At 42.1% G+C, this 17,457-nt stretch carries 17 protein-coding genes; 9 read left to right on the top strand and 8 right to left on the bottom strand.

What is annotated here, in order from left to right:
• Nucleotides 1–52: 52 nt before the first annotated feature.
• Together ACEN82_RS14485 and ACEN82_RS14480 are read right to left on the bottom strand one after the other, a co-directional pair.
• Complete coding sequence (locus tag ACEN82_RS14485) at nt 53–1,963, bottom strand: AAA domain-containing protein (RefSeq protein WP_413317545.1); 1,911 nt, start codon at nt 1,961–1,963, stop codon at nt 53–55.
• Nucleotides 1,964–2,058: 95 nt separating this feature from the next.
• A complete protein-coding gene (locus tag ACEN82_RS14480; RefSeq protein WP_413317543.1) occupies nt 2,059–2,703 on the bottom strand; it encodes a response regulator in 645 nt (214 codons plus the stop codon).
• Nucleotides 2,704–3,148: 445 nt separating this feature from the next.
• Here ACEN82_RS14480 and ACEN82_RS14475 point away from each other — a divergent pair, with 445 nt between their 5' ends.
• The gene (locus ACEN82_RS14475) at nt 3,149–3,682 is read left to right on the top strand and encodes a DUF4142 domain-containing protein (protein ID WP_413317542.1); all 534 of its coding nucleotides are present in this window, start codon (nt 3,149–3,151) and stop codon (nt 3,680–3,682) included.
• Here ACEN82_RS14475 and ACEN82_RS14470 read toward each other — a convergent pair.
• Nucleotides 3,674–4,876 carry a DUF763 domain-containing protein gene (locus ACEN82_RS14470; RefSeq protein ID WP_413317540.1) on the bottom strand — a complete coding sequence of 401 codons (1,203 nt, stop codon included), beginning with the start codon at nt 4,874–4,876 and terminating at the stop codon, nt 3,674–3,676. The genes ACEN82_RS14475 and ACEN82_RS14470 overlap by 9 nt on opposite strands.
• Before the next feature lie 149 nt (nt 4,877–5,025).
• Complete coding sequence (locus tag ACEN82_RS14465; RefSeq protein WP_413317538.1) at nt 5,026–6,936, bottom strand: AMP-dependent synthetase/ligase; 1,911 nt, start codon at nt 6,934–6,936, stop codon at nt 5,026–5,028.
• A 143-nt stretch (nt 6,937–7,079) separates the two neighbouring features.
• Between ACEN82_RS14465 and ACEN82_RS14460 the strand changes: the two genes are divergently transcribed.
• Nucleotides 7,080–7,676 carry a short chain dehydrogenase gene (locus tag ACEN82_RS14460; RefSeq protein WP_413317536.1) on the top strand — a complete coding sequence of 199 codons (597 nt, stop codon included), beginning with the start codon at nt 7,080–7,082 and terminating at the stop codon, nt 7,674–7,676.
• A gap of 228 nt (nt 7,677–7,904) precedes the next feature.
• Nucleotides 7,905–8,735, top strand: a complete 831-nt coding sequence (locus ACEN82_RS14455) for a nuclear transport factor 2 family protein (protein WP_413317534.1) — start codon at nt 7,905–7,907, stop codon at nt 8,733–8,735.
• A gap of 122 nt (nt 8,736–8,857) precedes the next feature.
• Here ACEN82_RS14455 and ACEN82_RS14450 read toward each other — a convergent pair whose 3' ends face one another.
• From ACEN82_RS14450 to ACEN82_RS14440, 3 genes are all read right to left on the bottom strand, one after another.
• Nucleotides 8,858–9,184 (bottom strand): HesB/IscA family protein, encoded by a 327-nt coding sequence (locus ACEN82_RS14450; RefSeq protein ID WP_090526181.1) that lies wholly within the window; start codon nt 9,182–9,184, stop codon nt 8,858–8,860.
• A gap of 126 nt (nt 9,185–9,310) precedes the next feature.
• Nucleotides 9,311–9,724, bottom strand: coding sequence for a Fe-S cluster assembly scaffold IscU (gene iscU / locus ACEN82_RS14445; RefSeq protein WP_076378185.1), 414 nt, complete (start codon nt 9,722–9,724; stop codon nt 9,311–9,313).
• A 150-nt stretch (nt 9,725–9,874) separates the two neighbouring features.
• A complete protein-coding gene (locus tag ACEN82_RS14440; protein WP_413317531.1) occupies nt 9,875–11,086 on the bottom strand; it encodes an IscS subfamily cysteine desulfurase in 1,212 nt (403 codons plus the stop codon).
• 110 nt (nt 11,087–11,196) lie between these two features.
• Between ACEN82_RS14440 and mce the strand changes: the two genes are divergently transcribed.
• The 6 genes from mce to prmA all read left to right on the top strand — a co-directional run bounded on the left by mce (nt 11,197) and on the right by prmA (nt 15,753).
• The gene (gene mce, locus ACEN82_RS14435; RefSeq protein ID WP_413317529.1) at nt 11,197–11,601 is read left to right on the top strand and encodes a methylmalonyl-CoA epimerase; all 405 of its coding nucleotides are present in this window, start codon (nt 11,197–11,199) and stop codon (nt 11,599–11,601) included.
• 276 nt (nt 11,602–11,877) lie between these two features.
• Nucleotides 11,878–12,126: a type B 50S ribosomal protein L31 gene (locus ACEN82_RS14430; RefSeq protein WP_090524811.1), complete on the top strand. Its 249-nt coding sequence runs from the start codon at nt 11,878–11,880 to the stop codon at nt 12,124–12,126.
• A 64-nt stretch (nt 12,127–12,190) separates the two neighbouring features.
• A complete protein-coding gene (locus ACEN82_RS14425; protein ID WP_413317527.1) occupies nt 12,191–13,375 on the top strand; it encodes a GlmU family protein in 1,185 nt (394 codons plus the stop codon).
• Nucleotides 13,376–13,491: 116 nt separating this feature from the next.
• Nucleotides 13,492–14,256, top strand: a complete 765-nt coding sequence (gene tpiA, locus ACEN82_RS14420; protein ID WP_413317525.1) for a triose-phosphate isomerase — start codon at nt 13,492–13,494, stop codon at nt 14,254–14,256.
• 134 nt (nt 14,257–14,390) lie between these two features.
• Nucleotides 14,391–14,861 (top strand): hypothetical protein, encoded by a 471-nt coding sequence (locus tag ACEN82_RS14415; protein WP_413317523.1) that lies wholly within the window; start codon nt 14,391–14,393, stop codon nt 14,859–14,861.
• A 55-nt stretch (nt 14,862–14,916) separates the two neighbouring features.
• Nucleotides 14,917–15,753, top strand: a complete 837-nt coding sequence (gene prmA / locus ACEN82_RS14410; protein WP_413317521.1) for a 50S ribosomal protein L11 methyltransferase — start codon at nt 14,917–14,919, stop codon at nt 15,751–15,753.
• A 65-nt stretch (nt 15,754–15,818) separates the two neighbouring features.
• On the opposite strand, the gene ACEN82_RS14405 is transcribed toward prmA, so the two are convergent.
• Nucleotides 15,819–17,339, bottom strand: coding sequence for an IS1182 family transposase (locus ACEN82_RS14405; RefSeq protein ID WP_495643978.1), 1,521 nt, complete (start codon nt 17,337–17,339; stop codon nt 15,819–15,821).
• Nucleotides 17,340–17,457: the final 118 nt, after the last annotated feature.

Raw genomic sequence — 17,457 nt, 5'->3', positions numbered from 1 at the left:
CATTATCCTATGCTGTAATGATGCTAAAGCTTATGTAACAAACAATTGACGTTTAATCGTAGCCTGCATAATCCCATGCGCTTTGATAGCCGTTTAGCTGTTCCGCATAACTGATCATATCTCCATAAAAAGGAGCATATGCAAGTGTTGAGCTATCACCGATCATTACCAATTTTTTGCGGGCGCGGGTCATGGCTACGTTCATGCGGCGGATATCGCTCAGGAAGCCTATCTCTCCGTTGGTATTGCTGCGTGTGAGGCTGATGTAAACCACGTCACGTTCTTGTCCCTGGAAACTATCAATAGTATTCACGGCAATTTTATCAGCATAAATTAGTAACTCCGGTGAATCCAGTAACAATTGGTTTAAAATCCTGATCTGTTCTTTGTATGGGGAAATAACTGCTATAGTTGGGAAGTTTTCTGTTGAATAAGATCCAGTGAGTTCGCTTACCAGCTTATGCAAGTGTTTGAACAGGAATGAGGCCTCTTCGGGATTCGCCGTACTGGTGCCTTCCTGTTTTTCATCATAACCACAGCCCGCGGTATCAACAAAGCTTATAGGCAAATCGCCGGGAAATAACAACTGATGGGCAACGGTGGGGTGCGCTTTTAACCTGTTGTCATAAAACTCTTTGGATGAAAATCCCATAATGGCTTCATTCATACGGTATTGTTCTTCGAGCAATATTACCGCTCCGGGGTGGAGGGCAGCGCATTTTTCGAGCAAGGTAGTACTAAGGCCATCTTTGGCTGCCTGTTGCGATTTAATGGTAGGCGGGAGCTGCAAATGATCGCCGGCAAGGATCACTTTTTGCGCCTTCGATATCGGGATCCAGCAGGCGGGCTCAAGCGCCTGACCGGCTTCGTCGATAACTACCGTATGGAACTTTAAATTGCGGATGGTATAATGGTTAGCGCCTACAAGGGTTGCCGTAATTATCTGCGCTTTACCAATCAGGTCCTCCGTAATAAATTGTTCAGTTTTATCCACTTCTTTAATGAGTTGGTGGGCTGCATCAAAAAGCGCTTTGCGCTGATCGCGTTCGGCTTTGCCAAAATTGCGCTTGTATTTGTGCGCCATGTTCTTGTACTCTGAAGCCTGCTTTTTAAGCTTTTTAATCTCCTTCATATCGCTATGGGCACTTATCCTGCTATCTAAAGTTGAAGCCATTAACTTTTCAGATACCCTTGCCGGATTGCCAATGCGGAGTACATTTAAACCTTCATTACTTAACTTTTCGCTTAGCAAATCAACCGCTGTATTACTTGGCGCTACAACAAGGATCTGTTGTTTGTTTTGTCTGATAAGTGCCTTGATAGCCTGTACAAGCGTGGTTGTTTTACCGGTGCCCGGAGGGCCGTGAACTATTGCAAGCTCCCGTGCCTCAATTATTTTTTGAACAGCCTGCTGTTGTGAAGCGTTTAAACCATTAAGCGGGTAATGAATTGTTTCGGGGATAAAAGCCGGCGTACTTTGCCCGGTTAACACCCGGGTGAGATGGCCTTCTTTATGATCATCAACAAGCCTGGCAGATAGTTTGAGCGCCTTCTGCATCTCGTCATAACTGTTATCATCAAACAGCAGGTCGATGCCGAGTTTGCCGCTCCTGGTCCAGTCGGGCAGCTCGTCGGTGTTCAAAGTTAATTTTAGGCGGTTACCGCCCTGGTATGATACCGTGCCGTTTACACGATCGGTTTTAGGATCATGGTTGGAGAACAATGCAGCTGAAGCGCCGAACCTGAACTGGTGACTAAGGTCCTGGTGAGAAGGCCGTTCCACCTCAACCGTAAGGTAATCGCCGCGGCCTATTTCCGTGCCTTTTATGGCTATGGGGTACCATGTAAGCCCTGCTGCCCGGCGTTCGGCAGCTGAAGATGTTTCAGTTAGTTTGAGGTAAGCCTGGCGGTCTTCGTCCTGCTCAGTTTGCAATAAGCTGAGCAGTTTTTTAAAATAGTCCATTTTGCAAAGGTAAAGCTTAAGCCCGGCTTTTGTATAATCACATAAAACACAAAAGAGGACTTGAATGTCCCCCTTTTCATATCCTGATTAACAATTTATTGCTGCCAGTTAGGTGCCGGTTTTGCTTCAAGAGCAATTGTATTCCTTGAAAGCTCTTCGTTTATCTTACCCAAAAAATGCCTTGTTAATGGTTTTGAAATAAAGCTTTTAACAAAGGGGTACGCCTTGGCCCGTTTCTGATCGGCGGGGTCAACAGAGTTTGAAATAATATAAACCGAAACAGGTTTTACTAATGAGCTGTAAATGTTATTGAATAACTTTAAAAATTCCCACCCATCCATTACCGGCATATCGAGGTCAAGAAAAATAATGTTGGGTATTTCTGCATGTTTATCCCGGTTGTTATATAATGCTTTGTAAACAGGTTCCGGATCCATATAAAAACTTGCATTTAACCAATTATCTTTCAATATGATTTTAACCGTTTCATGAAAAATAATGTCATCGTCAATGATAGCGACCGAACGGTGCTGATCGTCTTTAATAAGATTGAGGATATCTTTTTTGATTTCGATAAGTAACGGAGACAAAAGTTCAGTACCGCATTCAATACAATTCAAGGTACGTGATAACGCAACCTCAAGTGGTACTTGTATCGATAAGCAGGTGGCATCGTTATATATGGAGTTTGCGCAATCTTTATTAAAGCAATAACAGGTGATTTTTTCGGTGCTGGCCATAGTGTAAAGGTTTTGTTTAGTAGTTCATTTTAAATTGCCTCAACATTGATGCCCCTTGTTGGTTTGTAGTTAAATATTTACAAAGCGGCTTCTATTTTGTCAGGATTGTTAAGGCTTATAAAATTCAATTCCCTAATGCTGAGCCGATTATATTCATGGGCTAAAATAGTTGCATTTTAACATTTTTATAACCGCAGCTGTTAAGCGAATTAATTTAAATATAAAAAAGATTAACTATAAATACAAGTGTGTTTTTTATAAGCCATGTGTATGTTTAAACTGACAATCCGTTTCTTTTTGCGGCCGCCATCGGTGGGGAAATATTAACTTTAAGTGCCTGTGAACAAGCTGTTTTAAACGATGATTAGATGCTGAATTTAGGTGGATTAAGGATAAAAAACCACAGCGACTTTTTTTTGTTATATTGAAACACTAAACTATTAACATGAGCCGATTAACCAGCTTTTTATTATTCCTGTTTGCTTTAGTGATGGCACAATCATGCCAAAGTAACCGGCATGCCAATAATTATAACAAGGCCCTGGTTGATGATAACGGTTTATTGTTTATTAAAAGCGGGGAAGAATCAACTCTCGCCTCTGTAAAAGCATCTGGTTTGGCAATCGCCAATTCAAAAAATCAGCGCGTTATTCAGTTTGCCAAGCTCATGATTGATGACCATACCATGCTGGCAGATGATTTCAAAAAATTAAGGACCGATAATTTTATTGCCGATTCGGTTGTTATTAGCCCTATGCATCAACAAATTATTAATGATTTGGATACAAAACGTGCCGGCGCGTTTGACAAGGCCTATATCCAATTGGTTATAAACGATCATACTGAACAAATAGCTTTATACAAAACAGCAGGAAAAGACCGGAGAAATACAAGCCTTGCCGATTTTGCAAATAAAATGTTACCTGGTTTACAGGCTCATTTAGATACCGCAAAACTGATTGGCAGTACATTAAAATAACTTTAATTGCTGCTCGACAGGTGGTTTGGCTTTGCCAAAAACAGTACGGCCCCCATATTTCCACGAGTCGTTAAGTTCCTTTTCAATAACTTTATCAAAGTTGGCATTGGGCTTGAAATCTTTTTCAGCCCTTTCGGCTATTTGGGAAAGACGCTTGATAGCTTCATTTTTATCGCTGTTGCCCATTTTTGCCTTTTGAATAGCCGTTTGCAGGGTACTTAAGGTTTCGTCATAAACTTTGGTAGGCACCGGGAATGGGGCGCCATCTTTGCCGCCATGGGCAAAGGAAAACCTCGCCGGGTCTTTAAACCTGGATGGTGTGCCATGGATCACTTCACTTACCAGGGCCAGCGACTGTAACGTGCGGGGACCTAAGCCTTGCAGCAATAGCAGATCTTCAAAATCTTTGGGTTGTTTTTCATGAGCCAGCCAAAGTACGGCACCAAGGCGTTTCAGGTCGACATCTTTGGCATGTACTTCATGACGGCCGGGCATCACCAGTTTACTAATCTCGTTGATCATGATGCCCGGGTTTTCGGCGGCAATCTGCATAACACCATTGCGCGAACCATCCGCTTCCTTATCTGTCATGTTAAGGATATAGCCGCTGTTTTTACCATAGATAAAAGTATGCGGGTCGTTAACAAATGAGCTTAACTGTTCGGAATGCCAGTGGTATCTGCGGGCCGTACGGCTTACATCGCTCATGCCTTGCTGAACCACGGCCCATTTGCCGGTAGCGCTTAAAATAAAATTATGGGTATAAAGCTGGAAGCCATCCTGTATGGCGGTATTATCAACTTTGGCGCTCAGTTTGCTGCATTTTACCAGGTAATTAGCATCCAGTCCGGTGGTTTGGCCAACCTTGACCAGTTCGGCAGGTGTTTGAGTAGAATGTTTTCCTTTACCGCCGCAGATATAAATGCCCAATTCGCGGCTATGCGGGTTGATTGACCTTTTTAAAGCTCCCATTACAGAAGTGGTTATGCCCGAGGAATGCCAGTCCATCCCCATAACAGCTCCCAAACTCTGAAACCAGAAAGGATCGCTTAGCCGGCGAAGCACTTCATCTTTGCCATAGTCCATCACAATGGTTTCCACCACAGCAAGGCCAAGTTTAGCCATGCGCTCGGCAAGCCATTGCGGTACATAGCCATAATGTAAAGGTAAGTCAGCACTGCCTGATCGCTTCATGCTAACAAATTTAGTAAATCTTGACCGTTGATTTTAGTGATTTTGCTGATTGCGTTGATTTTTTCTCTTTAATAAGATAAAAGCTGAAAATCAATTTGGCAAGATCAAGGCAATCAGCGAAATCAACGAAATCAAATAAGCATCAGCGGTCAGTCTTCCTCCGTTTCCCCAACATACAGTTCATCAATATCGGCGGCGTATTTCTTTTCGATGACCTTACGTTTGGCCTTCATGGTAGGGGTGATTTCACCCTCATCCATGCTGAAAGGATTGCGTTTTATTTTGAATGATTTGATGCGTTCGAACTTGGCCAGCTCATTGCTGTATTTCCTGATGTCGGCGCCTATCCAGTCAACTATTTCTTTATCATCAATGAACACTTCAGGACGTTCAAAGAAATCATTTTGAAGGTTAAAAGTTTCCTGCAGGGTCTCGCGTGCCGGCACAATAATGGCGGCAATGTATTCGCGTTTATCGCCCACTAAAAACACCTGTTCAATTTTAGGGCTTTTGAGGTAGGTGTTCTCTACCGGAGTAGGGTAGATATTTTTACCATAGGCGTTCACCAGCATATTTTTGAGACGATCAGTAATCTGAAGGTTGCCGCGGAAAAACCTGCCGATATCGCCGGTATGGAACCAGCCGTGCGAATCAATAACGGTGGCGGTTTCTTCGGGCTTGTTCCAGTAACCTTTCATTACGCAATGCCCGCGAACAATGATCTCGCCTTCTTCGGTAAGGGTATCTTCTTTAAAGTTATCGTGTGTTTGTATGCTGTAGATATGTTTGGTATCCACATTCTGGATAGCCACTTCAATACCTGGAATAATACGACCAACGGTGCCATAAATTACCCTGTGGCGCTCTGTAACCGCCATTACGGGTGAAGTTTCGGTTAAGCCAAAGCCCTCCAAAATTACAATGCCAAGATCGCCAAAAAATTCACCGATGTTCTTAGGCAATGCGCCACCTCCCGATACCATGAATTTCAGCCGTCCGCCGGTTTTTTCCTTGATCTTACTGAATACCAGTTTCTCGGCAATGCCGTGTTGTGCCTTCAGGATTACGCCAGGTGACTTACCGGCCTCCTGTACCAGGCGCACTTTTTTACCGATTTCAAATGCCCAAAGAAAGATCCTGGTTTTAATACCGCCTGCCGATGTGCCGCTTTTGATGGCTTTGTCGTGGATACGTTCCAGTAACCGGGGTACGCAGCAAAGTATAGTAGGTTTAACCTCGCCCATGTTTTTGGCCAGCAACTCCAAACTTTGGGCGAAAGCTATTTGTGATCCCCGGTAAATGGCTATATGATAAATGGTGCGCTCAAATACATGCGATAGCGGCAGGAATGATAAAAATCTATCAGTTTTTTCAACAAACGGAATCTGAATTAAACTATTGATAGCGTTTTGCGTGAGGTTATGGTGGGTTAGTACCACGCCTTTAGGTACCCCCGTAGTCCCCGAAGTATAAATGAGGCATGAAGTATCAGTTGTTAAGATAGCTTCACGTGCTGCATTAATAGCATGGCGATATTGCTCCAGCAATTTGCTGCCCTCGGTAATTACCTGGTCAAAGCCAATTACGCCGGCATTTAAGCTTACCTTATCGCTGAATTTTTCAAAATCATCAAATGCCGGGATCAGGCGGATCAGCTCCGGGCAGTTGTTGGCCACTTTTAAAACTTTCCTGAACAGGAAAGGGTTGCCACAAATGATGGTACGCGCCCCTGAGTCATTCAGGATATATTCTATCTCGTTTTCGGTAAGGGTGGGGTATATAGAGGTGTTAACGGCACCAATCTGTTGCAGGGCCTGATCATAATAAACGTAATTGGGCCCGTTTTCAATGATGAGCGAGAGCCTATCGCCCTTCCTGATACCGATGTGCAGGAACCAGGCCGAAATCGCGTCTATTTTTTCTAAGGCTTCACCGTAGCTGATTTCTACCCAGGTATCTTTAACTTTATAGAGCAGGAAAGTATGATCTAAAGGATGAATTTTGGCAACGGTATTGCGAATGAAACTTGGAACAGTTGAAAGCTCGGTATTTTTACTCATTTATATAATCGGATATTGGAACAAATCTAAATCTATTTTTATAAAAACAAGCATTGATACGGGTATTTGACAACTGAACGTGTTTTACTTTGTGATGATGCTGATTTACGTTAAGCTTACTAACTTGGATAAAAACATATACTATGAAGATAATTATTATCGGTGCTTCGGGCACTATTGGCAAAAAAGTTACCGAAGCATTGCAAGGCAAAAACGAGATTATTACTGCAGGCTCAAAAAGTGGTGATTTTCAATTGGATATTACTTCACCCGAATCAATTGAAAGATTTTATGAAAAGGTTGGCCCGTTTGATGCGTTGGTGAGTACTACAGGATCGGGGCATTTTGGCCCACTGGCGAGTACAACCCCTGCCGATTTCAAAAAAGGAATTGAAAGCAAGCTACTTGGGCAGATAAATCTTGTACTGATAGGCCAGCATCATATTAATCATAAGGGCTCATTTACGCTTACTTCAGGTATCCTATCGGAAGATCCGGTTGTAAACGGCGTGAATTTGGGTACCATTAACGGTGGGCTAAATTCCTTTGTAATAAGTGCGGCCATTGAATTACAAAATGGTGTGCGGATCAACGCGGTAAGTCCGGGTGTTGTTGAGGATTCACCTGGTTACTTTGAATACTTCCCCGGCCATGAACCCGTTGCTATGGATAAGGTAGCCAACGCTTACGTTAAAAGCGTACTTGGGGCCATTACAGGACAGGTGATTAAGGTGTTTTGATAAAGTAAAAGCAGACATAAGAAGTTTCCAAAAACTTCTTATGTCTGCCAATCCATCCTTTTATAATCTTCAAACTTTCCCTATCTTCACCGCATAATTACTATCTCTACATATAAAACAAGGGGCGCCTAAGGCCCGGCCTGTTGATACAGGTTTGGTAACACGCTGCTATTTGCGGCAGTGTTTTGTATTGTTTCAAAATTTCCAATCAATTTTATTTAACCGGTAATGAAAATTACTCAAGTATTCACTTTGGGCATATGCTGCATTTTAATATGCGCTGCCTGTGATGCAAAGTCTCATACCTGTATGGATACCATAACCAATAAACAAAAAGTATTGTCCTTTTATAAACAAATAGTAGGGCAACGTAAAACAGAGCTGATCCCCGAATTTATAGTTGAAAACTATAAGCAGCACAACCCAACCGTTAAACAGGGGAGGGCAGGCATAACAGAAATGGTCAATTACCTGAAAACTTTACCACCACCGCCCGAAGATGCAAAGTCGCCAATTATAAGAGCGATACAGGATGGCGACTTAGTAGTGACTCATCTTGATATTTCATTTTTGGGGAGGCGGATGGCTGTGATCGATCTGTTTAAATTAAAGGATGGGATGTTAACTGAACATTGGGATGCTATCCAGCCTTTGCCCGATGAAAGCGGGAAAACAGTCACTGCCACTAATGGCACAACTGAAATTGATCATAATGCTTCCACAGAAAGTAGCAGATCTGTTGTTGAGCAGTTTTATAAATCGGTTGTAAATAACCGATCTGATAATCTGTTTATTGATGCTGCTTACGTTGAGCATGCTGCTTCTGTAATTGCATCAGGTTTGGGACTGGCTGATTATCTTGCTGAGCCTGATCGATCTGTTAAAATTCATAGGCTCATTGCTGAAGGGGATTTCGTGGTAGCCCAGTCGCAGTTTAACAGGAGCGGCAAAACGTTTGTGTTTTATGAAATATTCAGGGTGGCTAAGGGTAAAATTGCAGAACACTGGAGTGTGGAACAGGTTGTACCCGATGATGTTAAAGTAGAGGATATGTTTTAGTGAATTCAGCTGAAAGCTGGCTCATGTTAAACCACGGGCTGGAAGCCCGCGGCAGCTTTGCAGCTTTAGTAAAACAAAAAGAGGCGCTCATCGCGCCTCTTTTTATATTTTAAGGTTAATTTTTATACCGAAAAACTTTCGCCGCAACCGCAGGTACGGCTGGCGTTAGGGTTGTGAAAATTGAAGCCTTTACCGTTAAGACCGTCAGAAAAATCAAGTTCGGTACCGGCGAGGTACAGGAACGATTTCATATCAAGTGCCATGCGGACTCCTTGGTCTTCAAAAAACTGATCGCCTTTTTTCTCCTCGTTATCAAAATCAAGATTGTATGATAAGCCCGAGCAACCACCGCCCTGAACAGATACACGCAGAAAATAAGAGGCATCAAGCCCTGCATCCTGCATCAGGTGTTCTATTTTGCTTTTTGCTTTATCAGTTACAGTTACCATTTTTTTAGATTTGAGATATGAGATTTGAGACATGAGACCAAGTCACACCGCAAATCATCAAAATCAATTATACGTATACAAATCAGATATGAGTCTCAAATCTCACATCTAATATCTCACATCTTCTTAGTGATGTACTTTTTCGCTTTCAATTGGCGCTAGGCCGTTTTTAACGCGGAAATCATTGATCGCTGCTTTGATAGCATCCTCTGCCAAAACTGAACAGTGGATTTTTACCGGTGGAAGGGCAAGTTCTTCAACGATGTCCATGTTGTCGATTTTCATAGCATCGTCGATGCTTTTGCCTTTAAGCCACTCAGTAGCTAATGATGAAGAAGCGATTGCCGAACCGCAACCGAAAGTTTTAAATTTTGCATCGGTGATAACATTGTTATCATCAACCTGGATCTGCAGGCGCATTACGTCGCCGCACTCAGGTGCACCAACTAAGCCGGTACCTACTTTGTGGCTGCTTTTATCCAAAGTGCCCACATTGCGGGGATTAGTGTAGTGATCGATTACTTTATCTGAATATGCCATTGTCTTTTTAATTTGAAAATTTTATGATTTGAAAATTTGAAAATGATCCATAGTCAATCTCAAAAATTTTATCTAAATATATTTTAATCCTTATTTCTTGAAGTTACAGGCAATTTTCAAATCTTCAAATTGCCACATCTTAAAATCAAATTAATGTTCTGCCCACTCAATTGAGTTAAGGTCAATACCCTCTTTAAACATTTCCCAAAGTGGTGAAAGGTCGCGCAGGTGGGTAACCGCTTTTTTGGTTACTTCAATTGCGTAATCAACTTCTTCTTCGGTAGTGAAACGACCTAAGCCAAAACGGATAGAAGAGTGTGCCAGGTCATCAGACAGGCCTAAGCTTTTCAATACGTATGATGGCTCCAATGAAGCAGAGGTACAAGCCGAACCTGATGATACAGCCAGATCTTTCATGGCCATCATCAAACCTTCACCTTCAACATATTTAAACGAAATGTTAGCAACATGTGGTAAGCGGTGTTCAACGTTACCGTTTACATAGCTTTCTTCCAACACGGTTAGCGCTGATTGCAATTTATCGCGTAAAGCTGACAGGCGTTTTGCTTCGCTTTCCATTTCCTGGCCGCAAAGTTCGCAGGCTTTACCTAAGCCAACAATACCCGGTACGTTAAGGGTACCTGAACGCATACCGCGCTCGTGACCGCCACCGTCCATTTGGGCTGTAACTTTAACCCTTGGTCCTTTACGGCGTACATATAATGCACCAACACCTTTAGGGCCGTATATTTTGTGTGCTGATAAAGCCAAAAGATCAATACCATCAGCATTAACGTCAACAGGGATCTTACCAACAGCCTGTACGGCATCGGTCATAAATAATGCACCGTGTTTGTGGGCAATAGCCGAAATTTCTTTAATTGGCTGAATAACACCAATTTCATTGTTGCCATACATAATCGATACCAGGATGGTTTCAGGCGTCATTGCTGCTTCAAGCTCAGCTAGATCAACAAGACCGTCTTCTTTAACCGGTAAATAAGTTACCTTACCGCCCAGTTTTTCTACGTGTTTGCAGGCATCAAGCACAGCTTTATGTTCTGTAACTGCAGTTATGATATGGTTACCTTTGTCTTTGTACATTTCAAACACCCCTTTAATAGCAAGGTTATCTGATTCTGTAGCACCAGAGGTAAAGATGATCTCTTTTTCAGATGCGCCTATCAATTTGGCAACCTGTTCGCGTGCGTAATCAACCGCCTCCTCTGCAACCCATCCAAACGCATGGTTACGGCTTGCTGCATTACCAAATTTTTCGTTAAAATATGGTAACATAGCCTCCAGTACCCTTGGGTCCATTGGTGTAGTTGCATTGTTATCTAAATAAATTGGGATATTCATAGTCCTTTTGAAATATATTAACAAAACAAAGATACGCAAGTTTTTATTGAAATTCAGCTAAATTCCTTCGCAAATAACCAAAGCTGACCAATAATTTACAATATTTGGACATGAACAAAGTAGAGCACATTGGTATAGCGGTTAACAGTGTTAAATTAGCAGGCAAGATTTACGCTAAACTGCTGAACACACCGGTATATAAAACCGAAACTGTTGAGAGCGAACATGTGATTACCGCTTTTTTGCAGAGCGGACCAAATAAGATTGAATTGCTCCAGGCGTTGAATGACGATAGCGCTATAGCTAAGTTTATAGCTAAAAAAGGGGAAGGGATTCATCATGTAGCTTTTGAGGTAGATGATATTGAAGCTGAAATGAAGCGCCTTAAAAACGAAGGATTTGTTTTACTTAATGACAAACCTAAACAAGGGGCTGACAATAAACTGGTATGCTTTGTGCATCCTAAAAGTGTTAATGGAGTTTTGATAGAGTTATGCCAGGCGATTAGTGTCTGAACTCGAATTTATTGAATTTTGAGAATTTTTCGAATTTGCCTGAGATTCTGCCCATTCCCTGAATTCAATAAATTCGGGTTCAGACAAAAGGATAGCGATTGTTTAATTGTCTAATATTCAGTTTTATAAATGTAGTTCTTTAACCAACTACGAACCATGAACTATCATCTATGAACAATAATAAACTATTTTTAATTTGCTTTTCCAGTTTTCACTTTTATTATTACATTTGCACCTCTTTTAAGTAAAGTACAGAAGGTAAGTTTATATAATATAATGAAAAAAGATCTGCATCCATCAAACTATAGGTTAGTTGTATTTAAAGATATGTCAAACGACTACTCTTTTATCACTAAATCTTGCATCGATACCCGCGAAACCGTTAAATGGGAAGATGGTAACGAATATCCATTGGTTAAATTAGAGATTTCTCACACTTCGCACCCGTTCTACACCGGTAAAATGAAACTGGTTGATACTGCAGGTCGTATTGACAAATTCCGCTCACGTTACAACAAAAAGTAATTTTTGTTTAATTAATATTTACAAGTCCCGGCTTTGCAGTCGGGACTTTTTTTATTTTTGCGCCATGGCAATTATCCTTTTTGACGATAACGCACACCATACGCTGTTACCGCTTACCTATACCCGGCCGGTTGCCGATCTTCGTATCGGGATGCTCACCATTGCCGAAAAATGGGCCAGGCATTTAAAAAGTGCTTATTCTTTTCAAACGCTTGATTACCTAAAGATTAAGTTCCCCGTAAATATTGAAGCTGATAACGTTTTTATCAATGGCGCTGTATGTCCGGATGAAAACCTGGTTGAAGCAATTGATAAACTGCAAACCGGGCAGGCGCTTAAATACAACGACCAGTTGATAGCTGTTAAACTTAATGCCGCGGATGCGGAAAGCTTTGATGTTAATGCTGATTTTGGCGATGTGATAAACTATTCTAACCTTTTTGTATCGATCAAATACCCTGAAGATATTTTCAGGAAGAACGACATCGAGCTTCGTAAAGATTTTCAACTGCTTACTAAAGGACGAACAAGCGCGGCTATCAGTTCAACCAACGTTATTATAGGTGATGATTTTTTTGCTGAAGAAGGTGCTGTTGCCGAATGTTCGACATTTAACACGACTAACGGACCGATTTACCTTTCGGCTAATACCGAAATTTGGGAAGGTACCCATATCCGCGGGCCATTTGCCATTTGCGAACATTCGCAGGTGAAAATGGGGACTAAGATTTATGGTGCTACCACCGTTGGGCCGTATTGCCGGGTTGGGGGCGAAATAAATAATTCGGTAATTTGGGGATATTCCTCAAAAGGCCACGAAGGCTACCTGGGCAACTCGGTTTTAGGCGAATGGTGTAATATCGGCGCTGATACAAACAATTCAAACCTGAAGAATAACTACGCCGAAGTAAAACTTTGGGATTACAGTACACAACGTTTCCGTAAAACGGGCCTCCAATTCTGCGGCCTCATTATGGCCGATCATGCAAAAAGCGGGATCAATACCATGTTTAATACCGGTACAGTAGTAGGGGTGGGGGCCAACGTTTTTGGAGCAGGTTTTCCGCGTAACTTTGTGCCCGACTTTTCATGGGGAGGCGCGCAGGGCTTCGAAGTTTATTTGATCAATAAAATGTTTGAAACCGCTCAGAAAGTGTTCGACCGCCGCGATCACCGTGATTTTGATGAAATCGAACAGAATTTATTAACAGCCATATTTGAACAGACGGAGAAGTATAGGCAGTTTTGATTTTGGTGAGTGGTTGATTAGGTGAGTGGGTTAATATCACCATTTAATTGAACTTTATGAACTACTCACCTAATCAACCCAATCAACCATTCACTAATAAATAAAATAATAAAATCATGAGAAAGAAAATCGTTGCCGGAAACTGGAAAATGAACCTTGATTACAATGAAGGTTTAGCTTTATTTTCAGAGATCATCAACATGGTAAAAGATGAGGCTACCGGCACGCAGGAAGCAGTGATCTGCAGTCCGTTCATCCACATTCATAGCCTGGTGCAATTATCAAAGGGTTATAGCAAAGTTGCTGTTGGTGCACAAAATGCCCACCAGGAAGAAAAAGGTGCTTATACAGGCGAGATCTCTGCTAAGATGATTAAATCTACCGGTGCCGCTTATGTGATCCTTGGCCACTCAGAACGCCGCCAATATTTTGGCGAGACCAATGCTTTGCTTGCCAAAAAAACGGATACTGCTTTAAAAAATGATCTTCGCCCTATCTTCTGCATTGGCGAAACCTTGCAGGAGCGTGAAGCCAATACACATTTTGATGTGATTAAAACTCAGTTGGTTGAAGGCATCTTTCACCTTGATGCTGAAGCTTTTGCTAAATTGGTTATTGCTTATGAGCCGGTTTGGGCTATAGGTACAGGTGTAACTGCTACATCAGCACAAGCTCAGGAAATTCACGAATTTATCCGTAAAGAAATTGCCGCTAAGTATAGCCAGGAAGTTGCTGATGCTACTACCATTTTATACGGCGGTAGCTGCAATCCAACCAATGCTGCTGAACTGTTTGCCCAGCCTGATATTGATGGCGGCCTTATCGGCGGTGCTTCTTTGAAATCGCGTGATTTTACAGATATCGTTAAAACGTTTAATTAATATTAGATATGAGATTTTAGATATGAGATATGAGAAAATGCTCAAACCTAATTTCAAACAGAAAAAGGGTTGCGCTGTTTATGAAAAAATGAACTCTCAAATCTCATATCTCACGTCTCAAATCTAACAGAAGCATGAAGCTTTTAAAAGTTCTTTTACCGGTCTTGATCGACTTTGGCGTGTTTTGGGCGGTGGTGTACTTCAATATGCCCGATCACCCTATGCGCATTGGCGAAATTGGTAATGGTAACCTGTATAGCCTCATGGCCTACTTCAGCCTTTTTTGGACCTTATTGCTTGCAGACGGAGTCCTCACCCAGTACCTGATCATCATACCACTTTGGAATTGGGTTAAACATAAAGGAGCTTCGGCGCGCTTTATTGCCGGAGGCTGCATTGCCCTGGTTTGTATATTATTTGCCGGTGCCCTAAGCTATATAATATGGTTGCCCGAGGATGGATATAGCCCCCTGTTTAGTTTTTGGTGGTATATGACCGAAATACAAGCTGTTTACTGGATTGTTAACTTTGTTGTACTGTATTTGCTCGACAGGAAGAGGATAAGCGCAGATAGTGAGCCGGCTGAACCTGAAGCTGCCGCTTAAATTCTCTGCCGGCTGACCGGATTCCTGGTGAAGGTTAATGACGAAAAAAATCAAAATGAATTACTACGAACTGTTTTTTACTACCATCACTACCGAAGATTACCAGCAGGACCTGCTGATCAATGCTTTGGGTGAGATAGGTTTTGATACTTTTGAAGAGCTTGAGCTTGGCTTTAAAGCTTATATTCCAGAAGGTGTTTTTGACCAGCAGGCGCTTGATGAGCAATTATTACCCTATAAAGACCTGTTTACTTTTAGTTACGAGATAACACTCATTCCGCAGAAAAATTGGAACGAGGTGTGGGAAAATAATTTTGAACCTATAGAGATAGGGGATAAGATTTATGTACGGGCAACCTTTCATGAACCTAAACCAGAGTTTCAATACGAGATAGTGATAGACCCTAAAATGGCGTTTGGTACCGGCCACCATCAAACCACAGCTATGATGCTGGGGCTGATGCTTGAAAATGAATTTGCCGGTAAAAAAGTGCTTGACATGGGATGCGGTACGGGGATTCTTGCTATTATGGCAGCCAAATTAAGTGCCGACGATATCACCGCCATTGATTACGACCCGGTTTGTTATGAAAGCACTATCGAAAATTCGGCTTTGAATAATGTGGGTAATATTAAGCCGCTGTGTGGCTCAAAAGAAGTTATCCCGGATGAGCAATACGATACTATCCTGGCCAACATCAACCGCAATATCCTTATCGAACAGATGCAGCGTTATGCTGAAGTATTAAAGACCGATGGCGAGATTTACTTCAGTGGTTTCTATGAATCGCCAGACCTGGATATCATTACCGACGAAGCCCGCAAGTACGGCCTGAAATACATTACCCATAAAAAAGATACAGACTGGGTAGCTGCTAAGTTTATAAAGTAAAAGCCCCACCCAAACCCTCCCCTAAAGGTGGCCGTTGCGCAACAGGGCTTAAAATGGCTGAATAATTAATTTGCAGAGCAAATGGTTATTCGGCCATTTGCTTTTATCGCCATCCCTAAAGCGTTTAATGAGTGCTCTGTTATTGAGATACAGGCCGAAAAAGTATTAATAAAAGCATCAGAATGGTTCCCGGGTATTTTTCTTATTCTTCTTCTGACCTTTGTTGAAACGCCATTGACAAGTTTTTTAAGGTTATAGGCAACGGCGGCCATGATCATACATTTATTGGCCAATTCGAGCCCTTTTGTGTTTACCTGTTTCATGCCTGTAAAATTGATCAGGGTGCCCAGTACCGGTTCTACCGTACTTTGTCTTACTTTCCTGGCCTTGCTCCCTTGTCGGGTTTGCATGCGTTCATGCATTTCTATATAAAGGTCTTTAGCTACGGAATCCTTAAACACTTTAAAGCCTTGCAGATTAGCGCAGGTGCTTTTAAGCGGACAGTCCCTGCAATCTTTAACACTGGTACGATATATCTTATGGGTATTATCGTTCTCTGCTTTTTTGAAGTTGTGAAAAGTAAGGTATTTGCCTTCAGGACAAACATACCGGTCTTGCTCCCCGTCATAACTGAAGCCCTGCCGGCTTTCCCTGCTTTGACATCCTGACCTGTTAGGTATGAAGCCTTTAATATGATTATCAGCTAAAAACAGAAGCGCCGCTTCACCGCTATAACCTGTATCGGCAAGCACATCTTCTATTTCCATGCCATTATCTTTAAGGTTTCCGGCGACATGGGTAAGGATATCAGGCAGACATGGTGCATCTCCTCTATCTGCATGAAAGGCCTGGATGTGTGTAATAACGTGGTTTTGTGTATCTACGCTTACATGAGCCGAATAGTTCAGCCGCGTTGTTTTTCCGGGTTTCACCGATAACCGGGCATCAGGGTCTGATGGGCTGTAACGCTTGCTGTTCGCTTTCTTATCAACTTTAGCGTTCTTTCTCGGCTTAGGCTTGGTGTTTTCATCCGGTATGTCCCCAGCCGGGGCTTCATCATTATGATCGTCCAATTGCTTGCCATAAGTTGATGCATCATTCATGATCTCGCGTTCGACCAAACTTGACATAGCTGCATTGGCTTTGACAAATGCGCTATCGATAGCCTGTCTTTTACCTGCTACCAAACCTGCATCAATACACTTTTTCAGAACCTGTTTAAACACAGCTGTAAACTCATCTTCTCCATAAAGCTGGCGTGTGCGGCTTAATGTCGAATGCCAGGGAAGTTCTTCATCCAGATCATATCCTATAAAATAGAGGATATCCATGCGCATACGTGAGGTAGCAATAATGCGCCTATCGCTATTCAGGTTCTCTAAATAACCAACAAGCATTAGTTTGAAAAACACAACCGGGTCAATGCTCTTTTGACCCTCTGTACCATAATATTTGGCCGTTGTATCATAAACAAAGTGGAGATCAAGTATGTCTTTCAAACGCCTGTAGAAGTTATCAGCCGGAACATAGTCTGAAAGCTGAAACCTGATGAAGAGCTTTTCCTGATAATCTTTTTTGCCTTGCATGTCCTTAATATACAAAATAAATCTCTGACTACCAAATAGTTAATCAAAGAAAAAGACCCGATCAAAACTTTATTCGATCGAGTCTTTTCTCAGTTGCGCAACGGCCACTAAAGGGAGA

The organism is Mucilaginibacter sp. Mucisp73 (assembly GCF_059491465.1).
The sequence above is the reverse complement of the archived record's forward strand: the minus strand, read 5'-3'. Positions and strand labels throughout refer to the sequence as shown.